The sequence below is a fragment of the Tropicimonas sp. TH_r6 genome, from assembly GCF_033101155.1.
Taxonomy (GTDB): Bacteria; Pseudomonadota; Alphaproteobacteria; order Rhodobacterales; family Rhodobacteraceae; genus Tropicimonas.
This window is the reverse complement of the sequence record NZ_JAWMPX010000013.1, coordinates 1-22,414: the sequence shown is the minus strand read 5'-3', so window position 1 is coordinate 22,414 and position 22,414 is coordinate 1. Positions and strand designations below refer to the sequence as shown.

Genomic DNA, 22,414 nt, shown 5'->3' with positions numbered 1-22,414 from the left:
GGCGCCCCGGGGTCCCGGGGCGCCTCCGCACAGAATGGAAAAACGGGTCACCTTCAAGGGCATCTGGTTGCCGCTTCTGCTGGTTCTGCCGCAGTTGCTGATCACTGCCGTCTTCTTCTTCTACCCGGCCGGTCAAGCGGTCTGGCAGTCGCTCTTCATCCCCGATCCTTTTGGCCTGTCGATGCAATGGGTGGGCCTGGGCAATTTCGAATTCCTGCTCTCGGACCCGTATTACCGCGCCTCTTTCGCGACCACCGCGGTCTTCTCGATCCTCGTGACCGTGGTCTCGATGGGCGTGGCGCTCTATCTTGCCGTGCTGGCCGACCGGCTTATCAAGGGCTCCGGCACCTATCGAACGCTGCTGATCTGGCCATACGCTGTCGCGCCCGCTGTTGCCGGTGTGCTCTGGCTCTTCATGTTCAACACCCGTGTGGGCGTGGTGACGTGGTACCTCGGACAGCTGGGCTACGACTGGAATCACGTTCTGAATGAGGGAGAGGCGATGGGCCTCGTGGTCGTGGCCTCTGCCTGGGGACGCATCAGCTACAACTTCCTGTTCTTCCTCGCCGGGCTTCAGGCGATCCCGAAATCGGTGATCGAGGCCGCGGCCATCGACGGCGCACGCTTCTGGACGCGGTTCCGGACCATCGTTTTCCCGCTCCTGTCGCCCACCACCTTCTTTCTGCTGGTCGTGAACATCGTTTACGCCTTCTTCGAGACCTTCGGCGTGATCCACACGATCACCAGCGGCGGTCCGCAACAGGCGACGACGATCCTCGTCTACAAGGTCTATGCCGACGGATTCGTCGGGCAGGATCTCGGCTCCTCGGCAGCGCAATCGGTGATCCTGCTGGTGATCGTCGGCATCCTCACCATCATCCAGTTCAAGTTTATCGAGCGAAGGGTGCATTACTGATGGCGCGCGATGCAAATACGGGCATGGTCGAGCGCCGCGGCGCCGGCCTCTGGCTCACCCATCTCGGCCTCATCATCGGTGTGGCGTTCATCTTCTTCCCGATCTGGCTGGCTTTTGTCGCATCGACCGTGACCCAGCCCGAGATCGTGCACCCGCCGATGCCGCTCTGGCCCGGAGACCAGTTCTTCGAGAACTACGGCAAGGCGCTGACCTCGGGCGTCAACGCACCCGTTGCGCGGATGCTGCTCAACTCGGCCATCATGGCGCTCGGCATTTCGCTGGGAAAAATCGCGATCTCGCTGCTCTCGGCCTTTGCCATCGTCTATTTCCGCTTCCCCGGAAAGCATATGTTCTTCTGGCTGATCTTCCTTACGCTGATGCTGCCCGTCGAAGTGCGCATCGTGCCAACCTACGAGGTTGCGGCGAATTTCGGCATGCTCAACAGCTATCCGGGCCTGATCTTCCCGCTGATCGCCTCGGCGACAGCCACCTTCCTCTTCCGTCAATTCTTCATGACGGTGCCCGACGAGTTGGCCGAGGCCGCGCGGGTCGATGGCGCGCGCCCGATGCGCTTCTTCGTCGATATCCTGCTGCCGATGAGCCGGACGAATATCGCGGCGCTCTTCGTCATCCTCTTCATCTATGGCTGGAACCAGTATCTCTGGCCGCTTCTGATCACCACGGACCCGTCGATGAACACCATTGTCATGGGCATCAAGCAGATGTTCCCCAGCGGTGACGACACGGCCGACTGGCCGGTCATCATGGCGACCTCGATCCTGGCGATGATCCCGCCGGTGGTGGTTGTGATCGGTATGCAGAAGCTCTTCATCCGTGGCCTTGTGGACAGTGAGAAATAAATGGCAACCGTCTCCCTTGAATCCCTGAAAAAGTCCTACGGCAAGCTCGAGGTCATCCACGGCGTCGATATCGAAATCGAGGATGGTGAGTTCATCGTCATTGTCGGCCCGTCGGGCTGCGGCAAGTCCACGCTGCTGCGCATGGTGGCAGGCTTGGAGGGCGTCTCCGCTGGCGAGGTCCGTATCAACGATCAGCGCGTGAACGAAAAGGAACCGATGGATCGCGACATCGCGATGGTGTTCCAGAATTACGCGCTCTATCCGCACATGTCGGTCGAGCAGAACATGGCCTACGGGCTCAAGATCGCAAAGGTGCCGAAGCCCGAGATCGAAGCGCGTGTGGACGAGGCCGCGCGCCTCCTGCAATTGGAGCCGTATCTCAAGCGCCGCCCGCGCGAACTCTCTGGTGGCCAGCGGCAACGCGTGGCGATGGGCCGTGCGATCGTCCGGCGCCCCTCGGTGTTTCTCTTTGACGAGCCGCTCTCCAACCTCGATGCGAAACTCAGGGTGCAGATGCGGCTGGAGATCAAGAAGCTGCAGCGCGACCTCGGCGTCACCGCGCTCTACGTGACCCATGACCAGGTCGAGGCGATGACTCTCGCGGACCGGATGATCGTGATGAATGACGGCGTGGCGGACCAGATCGGCGCGCCGCTGGAGGTCTATGCCAACCCGCAGACCGAGTTCGTCGCCGGGTTCATCGGCTCGCCCCCGACGAATTTCGTCGTCTCGGAGGCGGTCGGCGCCCCGGCCGGAACGAAGGTCGGAATCCGACCCGAACATGTGGCGATCGTGCCCGCTGGAGACGGCAGAACGACAGGCGCTGTCCTCTACGCGGAGCCGCTCGGGGCGGAGACGCTTGTCCACCTTGTCATCCCGGGCGATCAGTTCTTCACCGTCCGCCAGGACGGCGCGGTTGCTATCCCCGCCGAAGGGCAACAGGTCGGCCTCACCTGGAGCGAGGATGACGAGATGCGGTTCGGCCCCGACGGTCGGCGCATCTGACAGGCGGTGAAGCGGGACCTATCGTGACGAGGTTTGCTCGGCTTTCCGTCTCCTCGTCGGCAACCAGGTCGCCATCATGTACAGCAGCGTTATCGTCAGAGAGATCACCAACGAGAGGAGCAGGGATGCCTGTCCCGGCGACAGACCGCCGCTGAAACCGGAAACCACCCTTTCGGATAACTCGGCCCCGGTCCCCGGCCAGAACAAGACGGCGTTGACGGCCAGGATCGCGCCAAATGCCAGCAGTGTCAGGCCGCGGACAAAGCCATGCCCGCGGCGTGCGGACAGCATTCGTCGCAATGACCGCATGGAGCGGGCGATGTCGGCCTGGATCACCATGAGCGCCGGGACCATCAACAGCACGATGAAGAAACCGACCGAGAGGCCGTAGACGAGGGTCACGACTGTCGGCTTGAGGAAAAGCGATTGGCGGCTCTCCTCGAACATCAGGGGGGCGAGGCCGAGGACGGTTGTCAGCGTGGTGAGCAGGATCGGCCGCAGGCGGTCCTTTGCGCCGGCCACGGCGGCCGGCACGATCGCCTTGTGGCGCGCATAGTCCTGCACCGTTGTCACCAGCACGATGGCGTCATTGATGATGATCCCCGACATGCCGATCAGCCCGATCACGGTGAAGAGTGACATGGCCAGCCCGAATTGCGCGTGTCCCCAGATCGTGCCGATCAGCCCGAAGGGGATGACGGCGAGCACGATCAATGGCCGGAACCAGCTTCCGAAGACCCAGCCCAGCACGAGATAGATCCCGAGGATGCAGAGCAGGAAGCCCATCATGGCCTCGTCGAGAAAGGCGTCTTCCTGCATCGAGAGCCCGCCGAGTTCCCAGTCGAGATTGTAGCGCTCGGCAATCTCCGGAAGGATCTCGCTGCGCAACGCCGCCCCGATCTCGGCGGCGCGTTCCGGGCTGTCTTCGGCGAGGCTGCCAGTGACGGTGACAAGGCGGCGGCCATTTTCCCGGTTCACGGTGGAGAAGGCCGGGCTGCTGGAGGTGGTGACGATTTCCCCCAGTGGCACCCATTCGCCGGTCGGCGTGCGCATCCGGGTCGATTGCAGGAAATCGCCCTGCTGTTCGGCCTCCGGCAGGCGCACGGTGATCTCGGTGGTGCGGGTGCCGGCGGGGAATTCGGCCGCCGTGATGCCGTTCAGCCGCGCGAACAGCTCGGCGCCGATGGCTTCGGTGGTGAAGCCGAGCGCCTCGCCCAGCGGCGTGAGCCGGAGCACCATGTCTTCCTTGCCCATCGGCAGGCTGTCTTGCAGCCCGGTCACCTCCGGGTAATCGCCAAGCGCGGCGGTCAGGTCTCTCGCGGCAGCTTTCAGAACAAAGGAATCCGGGCCGTAGAAATTCACTGCAAGCGAGTCGCCGCCCGGCCCCGCGCCCTGGCTGCGGAAGGAGAGGAGCGCGAGCCCTGCGGGGCGGGTGACCTCCTGTTGCAGCGCGCGCACGAAATCCTGCGCCGAGAAATCGCGCTCGTCCGAGCCGACAAGGCCAATATCGATGGAGCCGAGCGCGTCCGGATCCAGTGTCGCCTCGCCGGGGATGCCCTTGCCGGCGGTGCCGCCGACCTGGGTCACGGAATGGATCACGGGCGAGCCGCCATCGACGGCGGTCAGCTCCTCGGACACGGCGGCCACCGCGCGGTCAAGCTCTTGCGCCATGGCGCGTGCGTCCTCGCGGGTGACCCCGGGCAGGAAGGCGAAATTGCCGGTCACCGAGCCGCGTTCGGGGGGCGTGAAGAAGGCCCAGGGCACGTCGCCGCGCAGCACCGTCGAGAAGGAGGCCGCCAGCAGCAGGATCATCGCCGAGATGACCGCATAGCGCAGCCGGATCACCCAATGCATGAAGGGCGCGAAGAGGGTTTCGCTCAGCCAGGAGAAGCCGCGGTTGAACTGCGTGGAAGGCCAGTCATACCAATGGCGTTTTGGGCTGGCCTCCAGCGCGTGACGCATGTGGTTGGGCAGGATGATGAAGCTCTCGATCAGCGAGGCGACCAGAACGGCGGCCACCACGAAGGGGATATCGGCAATCAGGCGCCCGAACCCGCCGCCGACGAAGAGCAGCCCGACAAAGGCCAGCACGGTGGTGATGGTGGAGGCGAAGACCGGCCCGAGCATCCGCCGGATCGCGTTGACCGGTGCCAGGCCGGGGGCCTCGCCCAGCGAGCGATGCCGGAAATCGGCATGTTCGGCGACGACGATGGCGTCGTCCACCACGATGCCGAGCGTTATGATGAGCGCGAAAAGCGACATCATGTTGATGGTCAGGCCGGCCGCATACATGACCGCGATGGCCGCCAGCATGGAGACAGGAATGCCCATCGCCACCCAGAAAGCCGTGCGCGCCGAAAGGAACAGGAAAAGCGTTATCAGCACCAGGGCGAGGCCCGAAAGCCCGTTCTCGATCAGGATGTCGAGCCGGTCTGTGATGTCCTTGGCACGGGTGTTGATCAACTGGACCTGCACGCCTTCGGGCAGTTCGGGTGCCATCTCCGCCGCCAGGGCGCGAACCGTTGCTTCCATCTTGATCGCATCGCCCTCCGCCGAGCGATCCACGCGGATCAGCACGGCGGGAGTGTCGCCGACGAAATAGGCGCGGCCCTCATCCGCGCCGGTCACGTTCACACGTCCGACATTGCGCAGGTAGAGCTTGGAGCCGTCCGGGTTCACCCGGATCACGAGGTTGCGGATTGCATCCGCATCGCGGGTCTCCTCGCCCGCGCGCAGACGCACCGATCCACCGGAGACCTCACCGGCGGGGCGGGTATCGACCTCGCGCGAGATGGCCTCGGCGACTTCCTCCATCGAGATGTCGTGGCGGATGCGCGACACTTCCGGCACCGCCACCTCAATCTGTGGCGCGGCAACGCCGGTGATCGCGGTACGCGTGATGCCCTGGCGGTAGAGGCGGGAGACGAACTCGTCCCCGATCCGGCCAAGCTGGTCTGGCGCGATGGGGCCGGAAATGACCACCTCCGTCACCTTGTCCCGCCAGGCGCCGCGCCGAACAACCGGCTCTTCGGTGCTATCGGGCAGCGTCTTGACGCTATCGACGGCTGCTTTCACGTCCTCGGTGGCGCGCGCCATGTCCCAGCCCGGTTCCAGGACCAGTGTCACCGTCGTCGAGCCGTCCTTGGACACAGCCGTGGACTCCGTCACCCCTTCAACGCCCTGCAAGGCCGGTTCCAGCAATGCCACGACCGAGCGGTCGAGCCCTTCTGGCCCGGCGCCGTCCCAATCCACCGTGACGGTGACTGTGTCGATCACCACATCGGGGAAGAACTGGGAGCGGATCTTGCCGGTCGCCGCGATCCCGAGGACCAGCATCACCACCATGACGAAGCTGGCGGCGGTGTTGTGGCGGGTGAAATAGCCCAGCAGCCCGGTCGATTGCGCGGACATCACTGGCTCTCCGCGATCTTGGCTTCGAATTTCTCCACCGTGCTGCGAGGCACCTCGGGCTGCGCCAGTTCGGCCAGCCATTGCGCCCGCTTCTCCGGCTTCATCTGTTCGCTGGCCTCGATGAAGGCGATGATGGCGGTGCGGCGGTCCTCGTCCAGCGCGATCACGGCGGGCGCAGGTGGCGCTGCCGGCGCGGCGGGTTGCATACCTACTGGCTCAGGTTCCACGGGCGTCACCTGGATACCCGGTCCGAGCTGCAGGGCGCGCACCTCGACGAAGCGCTCCCCGAAGGGCACATCGCCGACGATGATCTCGTCGCCCTGGTGTCGCAGCAGTGTCGCCTGGTGCTCGACGAGCCGGTTATCCTCTCCGATCAGCAGGAGGCGACCATCTGTCGTGATGGCGGTGGTCGGGATTCGGGCCACGCCTTCCAGCGGGCGCTCGGGGATGCGGACGGTCACGAAATCACCCTGTTGGACGAAATTCGGATCCGGCTCCACCAGCCGCGCATAGACGAGGCGTCCGATCTGCCCTTCCTCCCGCTCGGCGCCGGCGCGATCCAGCTTGGCGGGTAAGGTCGTCGTATTCCGGCCACGCTGCACCAGCAGTTCGACATCGGCTTTCCGCATCTCGCCCTTGTCGTTCAGCAGGCGCGCATACTGGTTGTTGGTCACCCGGAAGGCGACCTCCAGCGCGGAGCTGTCGATCAACTCCCCGAGCTGCTCATTGGTCGAGACAAGCCGGCCTTCGATCGCGGTGACATCGCTGACGATCCCGGCGAAGGGCGCACGGTGCTCGGCCTCCGCAAGGTCCCGCCGGGCTTCCTCCAGTGCGATGGTTTCCCGGCGGAGGGTAATCTCTGCCTGCGCCATCCGGGCTTCATCCCCGGCAACGACCTGCTGGCGGTTCAGCAATGTCTGTGCCGCTGCAGCCCGGGCAAGCACCGCCGTCTCCAGCTCGGCTTCCGTGGTCACGCCCCGGTCGCGCAAGCCCTGCTGACGCTCCGCAGCCTGCACGCGCAGGTCGAGCTGTTCCTGTGAGGCGTCCGCCTCGAGCCGCGCCAGTTCGAGCGCCGCCGCCGCCTCGGCCAATGTCGCCTCCGCTTCCGCAACATCCGTCTCCGCGAGGGCAACCGCGGTTTCGAGTTTCGCCGGGTCGATGGCAAAGAGCACGTCGCCAGCCGCCACGACCCCGCCATCGCGGAACCCCTCCGACAGCGAAACCAGTTTCCCGGCGACGGCTGCGCGCAACTCAAGCGTCCGGCCGCTCTCCAGGTGCCCATAGGCGGTGATGATCGGCGAAACCGTCTCTGCCAGAAGGGTTTCGACATTGACCGAATAGGCCCGCTCGCGGGGCTGTTTCTTCTTCGTCGCGCTTCCAACCCGATCCTGCCAGGCATCATGGACAATCCCGGCCGCTGTCAGAAGCAGCGCCAGCGAGACGCCTCCGATTGCCAGGCCGAAGCTCGTGCGAGCGATGGTTCCCATCAGATCAATTCCTGCGAATATGTTTATGCGTTGATGGTGGTACGTTCCATGGGCGCTGTTCCGTCGTCAACGGACTCAATGAAGTGATGCGACATTATGGTGGTGGGTGAGCCGCAAATTGGCGCAGCCGCGGTCTGCCGGCCGGACGCGCCCGGATCTGAAAGCTGCGCTCCTTTGCGCGATCCGGTCCCTTTCCGCATCTTGAACATTTCCAGATGGACGTCGCTCGGTGGGCGACACGGGACCTGGCTGGCCGGCGGCACCGTCAGACAGCAGAATGCCCCGGTGATCCGGGGCATCCAACGCGATGATGAAGCGGCTTATCCTGCCGGTTTGATCCGGCCCGGTTCGTCCTGTTCGAGATAGGCTTCTTCCGCCGGCGTCAGTTCCACCTCGTCATAGCCGGTGAACATCGGCTTGACGTGATGCCAGATCGAATGCCCGGTCGTCATCAGGTAGAGATGCATGACGATGAAGGAGAGGATGCCGAAGGCTGCCAGCACATGCAGGTTGCCGACGATCTCGATCCAGAAGCCCGACCCGGCCGCCGGCTCCCAGAGCCGATAGGTCAGATAGGCAATCCCGGTGATCCAGATCAGCGGGAAGACCAGCACCTTCAGCGCCAGGTAGGCCATGGACTGAAGCGGGTTGTGCTTGCGCCAGTAGACCTTGCGATAGGGATGGTCCTCGCCCTTGAAGATGCCGAAGCTGTAGAAGCGCATCACGTGGATGAGCCCGTCCGTGGTCGGCACGTAATGCCGCCAGGTCCCTGTGGTCAGGTGCCAGAAGATGGCAAAGACCCAGAGCAGCATCAGCAGCAGCGCCGAATAGGTGTGCCACAGCACCGCCTGGTCATAGGCCATCCATTCATGGATGCCGTAGAGCCGGAAGCCGGTATAGGTCATCAGGATGACGAGCACGACCTGCGCCCAGTGATAGAAGCGCTCGAAGGGCGGGAAGATCTGGACGGTTCTCTGGATCATCTTACTGCTCCTTTCTGCTGTTGCGGCCAAAGAGACGCGCGAGCCCGTGGAAGAGGATGCCTGCCAGCGTCAACGCGAGGATCAGCGCGCCGAGCTTGCCGCCCGGTCCCATCGGGTTGGCGCCGGGGATGTGGATGCCGGCGATATTGGCCAGGCGCCCGTCCTTCTTGTGGCATTCTTCGCAGTTCACGGCGTCCTTTGCCGGGGCGACCATGTGGGTGATCGGCCAGAACATCTCGGTCGAGACGAAGTCGTAGCTGCCCGAATACTCGGTGCCCGCCGCGGCCGCGCCCGCTTTGAAGGAGGTGTCCCAATCCCATTTGCCCCAATAAGCCGTCTCCGAGCCCGGTCCGAAGAGATGCGGATAGAGCAGCCGGTTGCGCTCGGTGTCGTAGGGCTGCTTGCCGCGCATGACCTTGAAGGGCCAGACACGCGCCGTGTCATCCTCCTGGCTGCCGGAGATCGTGTTGACCAGCATGATCTCGCCGGGAACGACCTCCTTGTCGGTATTGGCATACTGGATCTGTCCGTCGAACCAGTAATACTCCGGCTGCAGGTCCTCACCCCATTCGAAATCGCCCTTCTGGGTCACGTAGGTCGGCTTCTTCTTGCCGCTGGCGCTTTCGTATTTTGCCTCCTTGTAGGGTTTGCCTTCGTCGCTCATGCGACCGGCCGTCGACCAGTCCCAGACCGTCTTGGTCGGCACGCCGCCCTTGGCATAGGTCGGGATATGGCAGGTCTGGCAGGCGATCTTGTCGCGATGCGAGTTCAGCTTGAAGCCGATCACCGTCAGGCTGTCATGCGGCTCGGTATCGTGGCAGCTCTCGCAGGTGGAGACGTCATGCCGCTGGCCCGGAGGCGGAGCGCCCTCGGTGTCCTTGGCGGTCACGTTGTAGCGCGAACCGTGCCACTGGTGCTCGTTGGAGACATGGCAGGTCGAACAGGTGAAGTTCAGCCCGTCCTCGGCCATGTGCACGTCGATGCTCTCGTCGGGATTGTGCAACACCGAGGACAGGTCCCCGTGCTTCACGTTATCGCCGCCGCCGCCGTAGAAGTGGCAGTTTCCGCAATTGTCCCGATCCGGCAGGCCGACGCTCTGCGCGGCCAGTGTCAAATCGACCGGTTTGGCGGGTTTGCCGGTGTTGGTGACCGCCCCTTCCTTGACCTCCTTGCCAAAGGGCTTGCCAGCCCCGGCAGGGATCTTGAAATAGGTGTCGGACTTGTCGTGGCAGACAAGGCAATCCACCGCATTCGCCTCCATTGGCGGCGGGGAGGCCATGTCGGTCCAACCGTAGCCAACATGGCAGGAGGTGCAACGCGGCTCGTTTGCGGCCACGCCGACGCAATAGGAATTGATGACGTTGTTCTTGCCGAGATCCTGCGCCGTGTCGGGATGCTCGTAATCCCAGGTCCAGTGAACGGACTGTTTGACCTGATCGGACGCTTCCGTGTGGCAGGAGAGACAAGCTGCCGTGACCTCGGGGCCGGTTGCAAACGCCTTCTGCAGCGCTTCCAGCTTGGTATGGTCGACAGTGCTTGTGGAGCCTTCCGCAGGTGGCGCTCCTGTGCTCTGAGCTACGGCGACCCCGGCCCCTGCGAGTGCAAGGGTCAGGCCCACAGCAGCCAGTGATCTTGCGGAAATCATGTTGATGTCCCTCCATCATCCGGGTGTTTCAGCGGTCCTGAATGAGCCCATCAAACACCCGTGGGAGTGTTGAATCCATGACACAACACAGTATTTGAATGTTTTAATATGTTTACAAAAACAGAAATATATCTGTGTGGTATGCCTTTTGTTTCGGACATGTTTCTTAAAAAAATTAGCCTCCGGTTTAAGTTGGGAAAATTTATATGTGTGAAATACAGCATATGACCCAAAGTCGCGCGGATTTAACGCACCCGGAACAAGGTCAACCCGCCGCGCCAGCATTTCTCCCGAGGGCACCACAGTTTGCGCGCCGCCCTGATGGCGTCAGGTGCAAGCGCGGCAAAAGAAGGGTGGCACGTCTGGCCCGGAAAATGGAACTCTCGTAGCCGTTGGACGCATTTCATGACCGTGCGCCGCTTGGTCGGCCTATGGCTGCGCTCTGCGGCGCCTTGCCGGTGAATACGTGCCGGAATGCGCTCAAAGGCGCAACTCGGCCGGCAAACCTGGCAGGCTTACCTTCGGGCGGAGAATGCGGCGGGCAGATGTTCGCTGATCCCGTGGATGAAGATGTCGATCTCCAACGCCAGACCCACCTCGAACTCATTGAGGTCAGGCCCATTCCACGGATGCTGCTCGAGATGCGCAAGGAAGTCCCGACGTGTCTGCTCGTCGCGCGGCTCAAGCGACACTGTCCCGGCGGCCCGCAGCAAGTCGATGCGCTTGTGGACTTCGCACATGGCCGAGAAAGCTTCCATCATCACGCGGACGAGGCGGGGGTCCGTCTGCCAGGTTTGCCCATCGAAAACCTCCTGAACGACACGGTTGCCGGCACCGAGGCACTCATAGGCGACGCAACCCGGAAACCCGTCTTGCCTCAGCCTGTCATGGATCGTGCAACTGTGCCCCGACAGGTTCCGGCACGGCTCCCCGGGATTCTTGTCAAATGCGAAATCCTTGCCCTTGTCGAAAGCCAGCACGACACAGCAAAGAGCTGCGCATTTCGAACAATCTGTTTTGAGTAAGTCGGTCTGAGGCATTGCGCTATCGGCTTTCGATGGTCCGCCCAAGGCAGGTCTATGCGCCGCCGTATCCCTCGGAACACCTACCGAACGCAAGAGCCGGCCGATTTGCCGCGGTCTCGATCCACCGGCGTCAGAAAACATCTGACCATGCGCTCGCATCCGAACTTGACCCCTCAATTGGGGCTGCTCACCAGCGTCTGGGACGAAAGCCCGTGGTGACCTGTCTTTTGCGGAGCGAGTACGGCTACCCGATGTCGATCGCGGTGATTGTCGCCCGGCGCCCGTCGACCGCGCTGCTGGCAGCCGCCGTGACTGTCCTGTGCTACTTCCCATGCTCGACTGAGGGGGGAGGTTGGGGGGACGGGTTAGTCGAAACCTGGCATGGTGAGGTCTCAGGACACCCAGATTTGCCAGCCTGCCCCGGGAGGAACGGCCAGGCCAGCCAACCCAACGCCGTGCAAAGCACCTCTCCGGTCAGAGTCACCAGCCGGAGTTGAACGCTCAACACGATCGCCATGTCCGCCGGACAGCCTGCGGCGGACATCAGGGCGACCAGAACCGCTTCCCGTGTTCCGACGCCGCCCGGCGCCCCCGGTGTCACATACCCCGCGATCCAGGCGCAAATCGCAATTGCCGCGGCCACGGGCAGGGCGACCGTCGTCTCGCTCGCGGCAAGAAGAGCGAAACTTGTCCCGAGGCCGATCATGAACAGGGCAGAGAAGAAGACAGGCAGCAGGACCTTTGCAATGCGGGCCTGCCGCGCGAACAGGCGGAGTGAAAACAAACCTGCTGCGCACACCAACAGCGGAACTGGCCAGGGAAGTGCGGACAGGTCGACGGGGAGGTCTTCCTTCGGGAGCTTCACCCAGAGCAGAGCCAGAGCGAGAACCGCACCGAGCGGTGTTATCGCCAGTTCGAGCAGGGTTGCCCGCCCGAGATCGCCCGTTCCCAGCGATCCGTTGCGGAGATAGGCCGCCCGCCCGATCAGATGCGCGATATTGCCCGGAATATAGCGCGCCACGAGTGTCGCCGTGTAGGATTGGAATGTGCGTTTGCGTGGTTCGGTGCCGAAGAGATTGACGATTCGATGCCATGTCTCGGCCAACAGGAGCAGGGACAGGGCGTAGAACACGCCAAGCCCGGCCATCAAGGCAATATCCCGGATATCCGGCCGCCAGTCCGCCAGGGCTTGTCGGTTCTCAACCACGGTCCTTGCGAGAAACCAGATCGCCAGCGCGATAAAGATCAGTCCGACTGCCTTTGGAAGAAATCGCGCAACCGCGGGTTTCATGTCGATGCGGCTCCAGCGGCGAGCAGGGTGGTTTCGTCCGGATAGGGAAGGCTGGGTGTCAGTCCGCGAAGCCGGCTGCCGTGCAGACCACTGTTCTCGATCGCATCGCGGTATCGGGCGCGGTTCGAATTGTCGAATACGATGATGCCGTCCGGCGCCAGCCGTCGCTTGGCATGTTCGAGGCAGGCCTGCCGGGCCCGGCCATCGACCACGATCACGTCGAACGGACCATCCGCGGCATCGATCGCTGCGGCATAGGCCGTAAAGCTCGCCCCCGTTTCGCCGGGTTTCTGCGAAAGGTAGAGCGAGTCCTCGGACGGGGTCGCATCGGGTTCCACAAGGCGCAGATCGACATCGGCCTGAAGGGCATGGGCGGCGATCAGCAACTCGACCCGCTCATGCCAACCGGCCATATGCTCGACCGACGTCACCGACCCAGCCCTCCGGGCCAGCCAGACAGTGCTCGCGCCCGACCCGTATTCGAAAACGCGCGCGCCCGGCCGCGCCTTCAGAAAGGCGTCCACTTCATCGATGGCAGCATAGGTCCACCACGGCACATCCAGTGATACAAGCGCGTCGACATCGTGAATCGCGAAGAGGCTGCGCAGCCAATGGGCGCGCCGGGATCTTGTCGCCCGGCGATCCAGCCAGGGGATCAGCCCCACGGCGTCTGCGCCTCGGCCCAATCCATGGGCGATCTGCACGTATCCTGACTTTATGTTCCGAGAAATGGACATCTCACCCCTGTTCTCCAGTCTTTGCATGGGTCGCACGCGGCGATCGGCAGATCTCGTCGACACGATCCGGTGTGAAACCCTTCTCTGCGATCAGGTCCATGCAAGTCTCCTTCGACATCGCTTCGAACGGAGTGCCGGGCAGTTCCTTGAGCAGGACCGAGTAATTCAATGCGACCGCAGCGTTGAACGCCACTCCGAAGCACAAGACAACCGAGACAGCCAGGAATAGGCTGGCCGGTATGTTCGAGCGCGCGAGAACGGGGGTGATGCGGGCACACCCGACCAGCGCAAGCACTGCGATCAATGGCCAGACATCGACGTGATACCGGAGCGTAACGGTCGCGTATGACAAGATGAGCAACGCCGAGCATCCTGTCGCCAGCAGCAACCCGGAAGACGAAATCAGCAGCCTGCCGCCAAAGACCAGCCCGATGACGGCAAGTGCCGCGAACCCCGTCCACAGGAACGGAATCCCACCGCCCGGCATCTCGACGCGCACAAAGCTGAAGCGGCGCTCGGTGAGATCCTGATGCCACTGGTACAGACGATCATATTGCTTCGGCATCAGGATTCGTGGCGGTGCTCCGAAATACATCGCGGCATTGGCCGGCACGCGTTCGAGATTGAAACGCCCATAGTCCTCAAAGCCCTTCAAGCGCTTTGACGTCGGGCTCTCGTATCCCCAGAAGACCACGCCATAGGTCACGCCACCGCCCTCGAAGGCGCCATGCATTTCCGCGACATCTCCGAACTTGGCCTTGTTCAGGGCGAGAAAGGCCCCCCCGCCCAGACCGAGGATCGACAGAGCGAGTACAGCGGGAAGAAAGACACGGCGACCGAGTTGAGAAGCTGACAGACCGATTGCGAAAACCGTGCCGGCATAGAGCCCGACGGCCACGTTCGGGCGGGCATGGACGCTGATCGCGGCCAGGAGCGCCAATCCGAGAAGTGCCCAGAGCATCTGGCGCCGGAGAAGCAGGAACCGTGTCCAGATCAGGCAGTAGCCGGCCGTGAGCGCATAGGTCACCGCAATCGGTTCATTGTAGAAGGCAAAGTTCGATACCAGCAAAAGCCCCGGCATGCCCGCCCAACAGGTCAGCGCAAGCAATGCGGCCCAGCCGGAGGCGCCCTTCCCACCGTCGGGCCAGAAAAGGGACGCGACGCGCAGGAAAGCGGCGTGCCACATCAGCGTGCCGGCCGTGGCCCAGATCCAGAGCGACAGGGGAGTCAGGGAATACTCCGCCAGATCGACGAAAGGCGCCAGCAGGAAGCGGGTGAGAAGCGGAGCGATGCCGTGATAGCTATATGCCGTGCCATCCGGCGTGAAATGCCCCTCCAGACGCAGCAAGCGAGCGGGCAGGTCCAATCGCCCCTCACGCAGGGCGAGATAGTATTGGTCGTATATCTCCATCCCGAAATAGGGCGGCGAAAGATTTCTCCCCAACAGAAAAACAATCACGGCATAGGCGACCATCCCGATCAGGGCGCCGATCCAGGAGACCAGCACCACGCGGGAATGGCTCGGACGCGCGGCGGCGTCAGTCGCGAGGCTCATCCGCCGACCCTCCGTCGCGCGGCGGCGACTCCTGGGTCCGAAGCGCGTGCTCGAGGCGCCGCAGACGGAGGAGAGTTGCTTCGGTCAGTCGACGGTTCGTCGCGATCGTGTCGCTCAGAAAGGCAACGACCACCGTGAAATAGCCCGCCAGAAGGAACACGCCGCCAAGCACGAGCGATTGAATGTGACCTTCGCCATCGCCACCGAAATAGAAATACAGGAAGCGAATGACCGGGATGGCCCCGATCAGCAACATGAAACCGCCAAGAACCAGAAAGGCTGACAAGGGGCGATACATGACCGTGCTCCGCAGCAGCGTTGCCAGCTGTTTGCGAATGAACTGGATGTTCGAGCGAAACAGTCGCGAGGGCCGTGTGGACGGGTTGGTCCGGACCGGCACAGAGCAGACTGTGAAGCCTTGTTGACCCGCGTGGATCAGTGTCTCCACCGTATAGCTGAAGGGCGTCATGACGTTGATTGTCATGGCCGCTTCGCGCGAATAGGCGCGAAAGCCGGAGACCGCGTCATCGACGTCAATTCCTGCCATCGAACGCACGACGAAACTGCCAAGGCGCTGGAGATTCCGTTTCGACCGCGTGAACTCCGTGTTTTCGCCGGGCTTGCGATCCCCAAGTACGATCTCGGCGCGCTTATCAACAATCGGACGCACCAGTTCGGGAATCGATCCTCCCCAATACTGATTGTCTCCATCGGTGTTGACGATGATGTCGGCACCCGCAGCCAGGGCATATTCGATACCAGTCTGGAAGTTGGTTGCCAGACCCTTGTTGCTGGTTTGCCGGAGGACATGATCGGCGCCGCAGCGCCGTGCGACAGCCGTGGTGTTGTCTGTCGAGCCGTCATCGATGACGAGGACCTCCACCACGCCAATGCCGGGAATGCTGCGTGGAATGTCGGCAATCGTTTGAGGCAGGGTCGTCTCTTCGTTGTAGCAGGGCACCTGGACGATGAGTTTCAATCCACAGGTGTCGCCGTCGGCTGAACCGGACGTGGAAACAGAGGGATGCAAGGTATCAACCTGATACTCGATCTGTGCCATAATCTGCCTGTGTTTCTGTGTTCGGTCGAATTCACTGCTTCCTCCAATACTGCCGTGTCAGAAGCTGGGCGAATAGTCGGTAATTTCGAGTGACAGGCGCGTCGGCGGCAGCGTGGTCATTCCGACACAAACCGGCCGCAGGTGTGATAGGCTCTGCCCGCTTGACGATGCTGGGTGATGCCTTGAGATGGGGCCATCCTGCTCAGGGTTTCTCAGGCACCGATCTCGCGATACTGGCCGTGGAACCGCTCGCGAAGACTCGATGGTCCAGGCGCGATTGCACCCGGCAGTTTCGCGCAGCGCGGAACAATCCATCGGCCCTTCGAAACGCCGCCGACACGATCTCCGCCGAGAGCGATTGAAACACGCCGGTCCGGGGGATAGATAAGCCGGCAACCAGATTTCCCAGATGCGAGCACCCCCGATGGCTTCCTACCAATATGTCTACCACATGGACGGCGTCTCCAAGACCTACCCCGGTGGCAAGAAATGCTTCGAGAACATCCGCTTGAGCTTCCTGCCGGGCGTGAAGATCGGCGTGGTGGGTGTCAACGGCTCCGGTAAGTCGACCCTGATGAAGATCATGGCCGGGCTCGACAAGGATTTCTCCGGCGAGGCCTGGGCCGCCGAGGGCGCCAAGGTCGGCTACCTGCCGCAGGAGCCGCATCTCGACGAGAGCCTGACCGTGCGTGAGAATGTCATGCTGGGCGTCAAACCCAAGAAGGACATCCTCGACCGGTATAACGAGCTGGCGATGAATTACTCGGACGAGACCGCCGAGGAGATGGCGCAGCTTCAGGACGAGATCGACAGCCAGAATCTCTGGGATCTCGACAGCCAGGTCGACGTGTCCATGGAGGCGCTGCGCTGCCCGCCGGACGACGCCATGCCTGAAAACCTCTCGGGTGGTGAGCGCCGCCGGGTCGCGCTCTGCAAGCTGTTGCTCGAAGCCCCCGACATGCTGCTGCTGGACGAACCGACCAACCACCTCGACGCCGAGACCGTCGCCTGGCTCCAGCAGCACCTGATCGACTACAAGGGCACGATCCTGATCGTCACCCACGACCGCTACTTCCTCGACGACATCACCGGCTGGATTCTCGAACTCGACCGTGGCCGGGGCATTCCCTACGAGGGCAATTACTCCGCCTGGCTGGAACAGAAGGCCAAGCGGCTGGAACGCGAGGCGAAGGAAGACGCGTCCAAGAAGAAGACGCTGGATCGAGAGCTTGAATGGATCCGGGCTGGTGCCAAGGCCCGGCAAGCCAAGCAGAAAGCCCGGATCAACGCCTATGAGGAAATGGCCGGGAAGTCCGAGCGCGAGAAGATTTCCAAGGCCCAGATCGTCATCCCCAACGGCCCCCGCCTTGGCCAGAAGGTCATCGAAATCGAGGGGATGTCGAAGCATTACGGCGACAAGCAGCTCATCGAAGACCTCTCGATTTCGCTTCCGCCCGGCGGCATTGTCGGTGTGATCGGTCCCAACGGCGCCGGCAAATCGACGCTGTTCCGCATGCTCACTGGCCAGGAAGAACCCGATACCGGCACGGTCGAGCTTGGCGACACGGTCCAGCTCTCCTTTGTCGACCAGTCCCGCGACTCGCTGGATGACAAGGCGACCGTCTGGGAGGAAATCTCCGGCGGCGGCGAGATCATCGAGCTTGGCGACGCCCAGATCAACTCCCGCGCCTATTGCGGCGCCTTCAACTTCAAGGGCGGCGACCAGCAGAAGAAGGTCGGCCTGCTCTCGGGCGGTGAACGCAACCGGGTCCACATGGCCAAGCTGCTGAAGGAAGGCGGCAACGTGTTGCTGCTCGACGAACCGACCAACGACCTCGACGTCGAAACCCTCCGGGCGCTGGAAGACGCGCTGGAAGATTTCGCGGGCTGCGCGGTGATCATCTCCCACGACCGCTTCTTCCTCGACCGTCTCTGCACCCACATTCTCGCCTTCGAGGGCGAGGCCCATGTGGAGTGGTTCGAGGGCAACTTCGAGGCTTATGAAGAGGACAAGATCCGTCGTCTGGGGCCGGATTCGGTCGAACCGAAGCGGGTGAAATACAAGAAGTTCACGCGCTGAGGCATGTTCCCCGGTCTGGCCGGGGAACAGCACGGCTCTATGGCAGCTTGGACCTCGCGAGTTGGCGTCAAGCAGTCGTGAGATGCTCAAAGAGAATGGTTCCTCCCTCGATCCCATGTCAGGTCCCCGACGGGGTCCGACCAGAGATCGCGGGGGAGGACACTGAAGTGGCGCCGCCCGGATCGATCACGGCATCGCGGATCGCACATTCCAATGGCGCACCCTACAGGCGGCAAGGCATTGCCTGCCTCCTATAGCCGGACAGACCGAACAGGCCGCTGGTCGATGAGCCGTGTCAGGGTCGGGCGCCGGAACGCCGCTCTTTTCGTGGTCCCGGAATGCAGTTTCGCCCATGCATCTGCGCCAGATCGTGATATTTCGGCACTATGGAAATTGTTCTCTTTACCACGTTCATCGCGTCCCTGTTTCTCGTTATCGGAGCGGCCGAGCCGTTGGCCGCTCGGCTGCGCGTTCCCTATAGCGTCATCCTCGCTATCCTCGGCATCCTGATTGGCGCCGGGGCGATATTCTTTCTCCGGACACCCCTCACCGATGCGTTGAACCCAGTCGCCGAAGCGGTCCTCGGTTTCCCGATCAGATCCAACGTCTTCCTCTACGTCTTCCTGCCGACCCTGCTCTTTCAGGCAACCCTCGGAATGGATGTTCGCCGGATGCTGGACGACTGGGTTCCGATCCTCGTGTTGGCGGTCGTGGCTGTGGTCGTCGCCACGGTCTGTGTCGGATACGCGCTCGCCTCGGTCAGCGCCTTGCCGCTTGCGGCCTGCTTGCTCGTCGGCGCAATCGTCTCAACGACCGACCCATCCGCGGTGGTCTCGATCTTCCGGTCGATTTCCGCGCCGCCGCGCCTCGCCCGTATCATCGAAGGCGAAAGCCTGCTCAACGACGCCGCCGCGATTGCGCTGTTCGGCCTGTTCATGAGCTTTGTCATGCTCGGTGTTCCGAACCCGACGCTGGCCGATGCAACCGTGCAATTCCCGCTTCTGATCCTTGGTGGGGCGGCGGTGGGGTGGGTGACGGCCCGAATCGCGGTCTGGGTCATGGCCTTGCTCAACCAGCATCACATGGCGCAGCTCTCGATCTCTGTCGCGCTGCCATATCTTGCCTATATCGTGGCGGAGCAGAGCGTTGGTGCGTCGGGGGTGATCGCGGTTGTTGCCGCCGGGTTGACGTTGAACCTGGCCGGCCCGGGGCGGCTTTCGCCGCAGGCATGGACCAACTTGCGCGATCTCTGGGACATACTTGCCCATTGGGCGGGAGCGTTGATCTTCATAATCGCCGCAATCCTGGTTCCCAGGACTTTGGAAGAATTCCGCATCGAGGATCTGATGCTGATCGGGGTGGTCGTCGTCGCCGCGATAGCGGCCCGTGCCATTATCCTGTTCGTGCTGTTGCCACTGTTGGCGCTGGTGCGGGCCTCGCCCGTCGTGGAGCGCCCCTATCGGGTGGCGATCCTGTGGGGCGGGCTGCGCGGGGCCGTGACACTCGCCCTGGCATTGGCCGTGACCGAGAGCTTTCGCGTACCCGAAGAGACAAAACGCGTGGTCGGCGTTCTCGCCACCGGTTTCACGCTCTTTACGCTGCTCGTGCAGGGAACGACCCTGCGCACGGTCATCCGCCGGCTCGGCCTCGACCGGCTCTCGCCGATCGATGAGGCGTTGTCACGACAGGTGGTCGCCGTTGCCTTGCAGACGGTGCGGGAGGATGTGGCGCGCAGCATCGAAACCTATGAGCTCAACCACGAGCTCGTGCGCTCCGAGGCCAAGCGCTTCGGAGAACGGTTGGAACTCTCGGTGAAAGCCGCCGAAGAGAATGCCGATATTCACGAGAAAGACCGCGTAACGCTCGGATTGATCGCGTTGGCCGGGCATGAGCGGGACAGCATACTTGTCGGTGTACGCCAGAGGATGATTACGGCCCGAATGGCCGAGCGCCTGCTGTTGGACGCCGACCGGCTGATCGAGGGCGTGCGCACCAATGGCCGCAGCGGCTACCAGCGGGCCGCGGGACGGAGCGTCGCCTATGGCCGGACCTTCCGCGCCGCCGTCGTGCTGCACAACAGGTTCGGGCTCTCGGCCCCCCTTGGCAGGTTGATCGCCGACCGGTTCGAGATGTTGCTGTTCCAGCGTCTGATCCTGCATGATCTCGACCCATTCATTCATGGACGCATCCGCCGGATTCATGGCCGGCGCGTTGCCGATCTGATGCACGAATTGCTCTCACGGAGGATCGAGTCGGTCAGGACCGCGTTGGAGGGGCTGCGCCTGCAATTTCCGGGCTATGCCGAGGAACTCGAGCGGCGTTTCATTCGTCGCACGGCGCTTCGGATCGAGGAACGGGAATACACCACGATGCGCGAGGACGGATTGATCGGCGCCGAAGTCCACACGTCCCTGATGCGGGATCTGGCCGCGCGACGTGCCGCGACCGAGAAACGCCCACCCATTGATATCTCGCTCCGGCGGTCCGAGCTTATCCGCCAGTTCTCACTTTTCTCCGATCTCGACGTGATCTCGCTGAAGCGCCTGAGCCGCGCATTGCGGACGCATTACGTCAATTCCGGCGATGTCATCATTCGGCGCGATGGCGTCGAAAAGAGCGTGTTTTTCATCGCCTCGGGGGCGGTCGAACTGGAACGTGCCGGCCATCCCTGGCGCCTTGGACGCGGCGAGGTGTTCGGTCAGTTGATTGTTCCGACGAGAAGGGCGCGGCGCGTCGAGGCGCGTGCCATTTCCCCCACGACGCTGCTTGTGCTGGACGAGGCGCGGTTCCGGCGGCTTCTCAAGAGAAGCGAAGCATTGCGGAACGCCGTGCAATCAAGCGCCGAAAGGAGCGGTCTCGACACGTCCGGATTGCTGATTGGAAAAGGGGAAGAGGCCTGAGGCCGGCCATGTCACGGATGCGGCCGTGACGGGGCGGGGAGAACCGCATTTGTCTACAGTTTCGAGCGCCGATAGCGTGCAGGGGTCTCGCCGGTCCAGCGTTTGAAGGCAACGGAAAAAGCGGCCTGATCAGCGAAATCCAGCGCGAAGGCAATCTGGGCGATGCTCTCACCGCTGCGCAGCAAGCGCTTGGCCAGATCGCATTGGGTTCCTTCGAGGAGCGCCTTGAAACTCGTGCCTTCCGTCGCCAGCCGTCGGGTCATCGTGCGACGCGTCATGCCAAGCGCGTCGGCAACCGTGTCACCGTTCGGCATACGCCCGGGCAGACGGTCCTCAAGGAAATCCGTGACTCGCTCCGACAGGCTCTTTTCTGCCACGGGCCGCGCACGCAGCTGTGTCTCCCCGTGCTGGCGCAGATGCCCCAGCAAGGCAGCGTCCGCGGTCGGGATCGGGAACTGCATCGCACCGGGCGGAAGCTGCACCGCATAGCTGTCGCAATTTCCCGCCACGGCACAGCCGGCAAGCTCTGACAATCTCTGGCAATGTTTCAGGTCGTCGGTGTCGAGTTCCAGCGAGATCGGCCAGAGCCCGTCTCCGGCAATCTGGCGCAAACGCCGGTAGAGCCCGAAGAGCAGCATCTCGCGATGTCTGGGGTATTGGTGCGTCGGGATCACGTTGCTTGACAGCGTGAGCCGCGGCCCGTCTGCCGAACCGACCAAGCCGATCCGGACATCTGCATCCTGCATCGCATAATAGCGCTGCGCCAGCATCAGGGCCTCTTGCAGCGTTGTGCTTGCACTCACGAGATAGGCGACCAGCGTGCCAGGCCCCTGCGCCGACAATCCCACGCGGGCCGCGAATGTCTTGTCTCCCAACTCCCGGCAGGCACGTTCGACGAGGCCCGCCTCATGCAGAAGCTCAAACGTCCCGTCCGGTTGGTCGAGCGCTTCGGGTGCGGCGCCGGCCATCTCGATCAGGTCAGCAAACGGCGTCCGCGCGGCGGGCTCTCTGGCATAGACCTGCGCGACACGCCGAAGCCTGTATGTGCTGACGCGTGGCACGGCCTCTCCTTCTCCAGCCTTCCTCCCGACCGGGGCATTCGTCCGATCCCGTCTGTCCGGGCAATTGTCCAGAACGCAAAAACAACTGTCCAGCCCCCAAAGGAACGTATCCGCGCCCGGCGTTACATCCGCGTCATCCAAGAGGGAAGACACAGATGATCTACTACGCTCGCTACTACCGCCTTTGGGCCGCACTCCAACCGCATCCCAGCGGCAAGCCGCACCCTTTGCAAAAGGGAGCGCCGAAATGACCCCGGAAGAACAGGTCATGGTTCTCGTACTCCGGATCGAAATCCCGGTGACGCTGAAACTCCAGGACATTGCCGAGACCCCGCCGAACGAGACCCCGTCCCGGGGCAATCAGCGAGTCGAGGCCCGGAAATGGGCCCCCCCTTATC

15 protein-coding genes are annotated in these 22,414 nt (G+C 62.9%); 5 read left to right on the top strand and 10 right to left on the bottom strand.

Going from position 1 to position 22,414, the window contains the following annotated elements; translation table 11 throughout:
* Positions 1 to 34 precede the first annotated feature (34 nt).
* The 3 genes from ugpA to R3X27_RS13655 are packed head-to-tail and all read left to right on the top strand — an operon-like array spanning position 35 to position 2,781.
* Positions 35 to 916 carry a sn-glycerol-3-phosphate ABC transporter permease UgpA gene (gene ugpA, locus R3X27_RS13665; RefSeq protein WP_317709422.1) on the top strand — a complete coding sequence of 294 codons (882 nt, stop codon included), beginning with the start codon at positions 35 to 37 and terminating at the stop codon, positions 914 to 916.
* A gap of 23 nt (positions 917 to 939) precedes the next feature.
* Positions 940 to 1,776, top strand: a complete 837-nt coding sequence (gene ugpE / locus R3X27_RS13660) for a sn-glycerol-3-phosphate ABC transporter permease UgpE (protein WP_317709525.1) — start codon at positions 940 to 942, stop codon at positions 1,774 to 1,776.
* Positions 1,777 to 2,781: a sn-glycerol-3-phosphate ABC transporter ATP-binding protein UgpC gene (locus tag R3X27_RS13655; protein WP_317709421.1), complete on the top strand. Its 1,005-nt coding sequence runs from the start codon at positions 1,777 to 1,779 to the stop codon at positions 2,779 to 2,781.
* A gap of 18 nt (positions 2,782 to 2,799) precedes the next feature.
* On the opposite strand, the gene R3X27_RS13650 is transcribed toward R3X27_RS13655, so the two are convergent.
* The 9 genes from R3X27_RS13650 to R3X27_RS13610 form a co-directional block, all read right to left on the bottom strand.
* On the bottom strand, positions 2,800 to 6,192 hold the full coding sequence (locus tag R3X27_RS13650; RefSeq protein ID WP_317709420.1) for an efflux RND transporter permease subunit: 3,393 nt from the start codon (positions 6,190 to 6,192) through the stop codon (positions 2,800 to 2,802).
* Positions 6,192 to 7,679 carry an efflux RND transporter periplasmic adaptor subunit gene (locus R3X27_RS13645; RefSeq protein WP_317709419.1) on the bottom strand — a complete coding sequence of 496 codons (1,488 nt, stop codon included), beginning with the start codon at positions 7,677 to 7,679 and terminating at the stop codon, positions 6,192 to 6,194. Before R3X27_RS13645 ends, R3X27_RS13650 begins: the two co-directional genes overlap by 1 nt.
* Before the next feature lie 320 nt (positions 7,680 to 7,999).
* Positions 8,000 to 8,662: a cytochrome b/b6 domain-containing protein gene (locus tag R3X27_RS13640; RefSeq protein WP_317709418.1), complete on the bottom strand. Its 663-nt coding sequence runs from the start codon at positions 8,660 to 8,662 to the stop codon at positions 8,000 to 8,002.
* A gap of 1 nt (position 8,663) precedes the next feature.
* On the bottom strand, positions 8,664 to 10,307 hold the full coding sequence (locus tag R3X27_RS13635; RefSeq protein ID WP_317709417.1) for a tetrathionate reductase family octaheme c-type cytochrome: 1,644 nt from the start codon (positions 10,305 to 10,307) through the stop codon (positions 8,664 to 8,666).
* Positions 10,308 to 10,822: 515 nt separating this feature from the next.
* Complete coding sequence (locus R3X27_RS13630) at positions 10,823 to 11,347, bottom strand: hypothetical protein (protein WP_317709416.1); 525 nt, start codon at positions 11,345 to 11,347, stop codon at positions 10,823 to 10,825.
* Positions 11,348 to 11,654: 307 nt separating this feature from the next.
* Positions 11,655 to 12,623, bottom strand: coding sequence for a hypothetical protein (locus R3X27_RS13625; protein ID WP_317709415.1), 969 nt, complete (start codon positions 12,621 to 12,623; stop codon positions 11,655 to 11,657).
* On the bottom strand, positions 12,620 to 13,360 hold the full coding sequence (locus R3X27_RS13620) for a class I SAM-dependent methyltransferase (protein ID WP_317709414.1): 741 nt from the start codon (positions 13,358 to 13,360) through the stop codon (positions 12,620 to 12,622). The genes R3X27_RS13625 and R3X27_RS13620 overlap by 4 nt, the downstream gene beginning before the upstream one ends.
* Position 13,361: 1 nt before the next feature.
* A complete protein-coding gene (locus R3X27_RS13615) occupies positions 13,362 to 14,915 on the bottom strand; it encodes a hypothetical protein (RefSeq protein WP_317709413.1) in 1,554 nt (517 codons plus the stop codon).
* Positions 14,899 to 15,975 (bottom strand): glycosyltransferase family 2 protein, encoded by a 1,077-nt coding sequence (locus R3X27_RS13610; protein ID WP_317709412.1) that lies wholly within the window; start codon positions 15,973 to 15,975, stop codon positions 14,899 to 14,901. Before R3X27_RS13610 ends, R3X27_RS13615 begins: the two co-directional genes overlap by 17 nt.
* A gap of 424 nt (positions 15,976 to 16,399) precedes the next feature.
* Here R3X27_RS13610 and ettA point away from each other — a divergent pair, with 424 nt between their 5' ends.
* Together ettA and R3X27_RS13600 are read left to right on the top strand one after the other, a co-directional pair.
* A complete protein-coding gene (ettA, locus tag R3X27_RS13605) occupies positions 16,400 to 18,055 on the top strand; it encodes an energy-dependent translational throttle protein EttA (protein ID WP_317709411.1) in 1,656 nt (551 codons plus the stop codon).
* Between the two features lie 386 nt (positions 18,056 to 18,441).
* Positions 18,442 to 20,955 carry a cation:proton antiporter gene (locus tag R3X27_RS13600; RefSeq protein ID WP_317709410.1) on the top strand — a complete coding sequence of 838 codons (2,514 nt, stop codon included), beginning with the start codon at positions 18,442 to 18,444 and terminating at the stop codon, positions 20,953 to 20,955.
* A gap of 53 nt (positions 20,956 to 21,008) precedes the next feature.
* Here the strand turns inward: R3X27_RS13600 and R3X27_RS13595 are convergent, their stop codons facing one another.
* On the bottom strand, positions 21,009 to 22,016 hold the full coding sequence (locus R3X27_RS13595) for a helix-turn-helix domain-containing protein (protein ID WP_317709409.1): 1,008 nt from the start codon (positions 22,014 to 22,016) through the stop codon (positions 21,009 to 21,011).
* Positions 22,017 to 22,414 lie beyond the last annotated feature (398 nt).

Excerpts from the sequence above, each read along its gene's own strand:
- ugpE (WP_317709525.1), top strand. The coding sequence starts at position 940 with ATGGTCGAGCGCCGCGGCGCCGGCCTCTGGCTCACCCATCTCGGCCTC.
- R3X27_RS13615 (WP_317709413.1), bottom strand. The coding sequence starts at position 14,915 with ATGAGCCTCGCGACTGACGCCGCCGCGCGTCCGAGCCATTCCCGCGTG.
- R3X27_RS13620 (WP_317709414.1), bottom strand. The coding sequence starts at position 13,360 with ATGTCCATTTCTCGGAACATAAAGTCAGGATACGTGCAGATCGCCCAT.
- R3X27_RS13655 (WP_317709421.1), top strand. The coding sequence starts at position 1,777 with ATGGCAACCGTCTCCCTTGAATCCCTGAAAAAGTCCTACGGCAAGCTC.
- R3X27_RS13600 (WP_317709410.1), top strand. The coding sequence starts at position 18,442 with ATGGAAATTGTTCTCTTTACCACGTTCATCGCGTCCCTGTTTCTCGTT.
- R3X27_RS13610 (WP_317709412.1), bottom strand. The coding sequence starts at position 15,975 with ATGGCACAGATCGAGTATCAGGTTGATACCTTGCATCCCTCTGTTTCC.
- R3X27_RS13630 (WP_317709416.1), bottom strand. The coding sequence starts at position 11,347 with ATGCCTCAGACCGACTTACTCAAAACAGATTGTTCGAAATGCGCAGCT.
- ugpA (WP_317709422.1), top strand. The coding sequence starts at position 35 with ATGGAAAAACGGGTCACCTTCAAGGGCATCTGGTTGCCGCTTCTGCTG.
- ettA (WP_317709411.1), top strand. The coding sequence starts at position 16,400 with ATGGCTTCCTACCAATATGTCTACCACATGGACGGCGTCTCCAAGACC.
- R3X27_RS13640 (WP_317709418.1), bottom strand. The coding sequence starts at position 8,662 with ATGATCCAGAGAACCGTCCAGATCTTCCCGCCCTTCGAGCGCTTCTAT.
- R3X27_RS13625 (WP_317709415.1), bottom strand. The coding sequence starts at position 12,623 with ATGAAACCCGCGGTTGCGCGATTTCTTCCAAAGGCAGTCGGACTGATC.
- R3X27_RS13650 (WP_317709420.1), bottom strand. The coding sequence starts at position 6,192 with ATGTCCGCGCAATCGACCGGGCTGCTGGGCTATTTCACCCGCCACAAC.
- R3X27_RS13635 (WP_317709417.1), bottom strand. The coding sequence starts at position 10,307 with ATGATTTCCGCAAGATCACTGGCTGCTGTGGGCCTGACCCTTGCACTC.
- R3X27_RS13645 (WP_317709419.1), bottom strand. The coding sequence starts at position 7,679 with ATGGGAACCATCGCTCGCACGAGCTTCGGCCTGGCAATCGGAGGCGTC.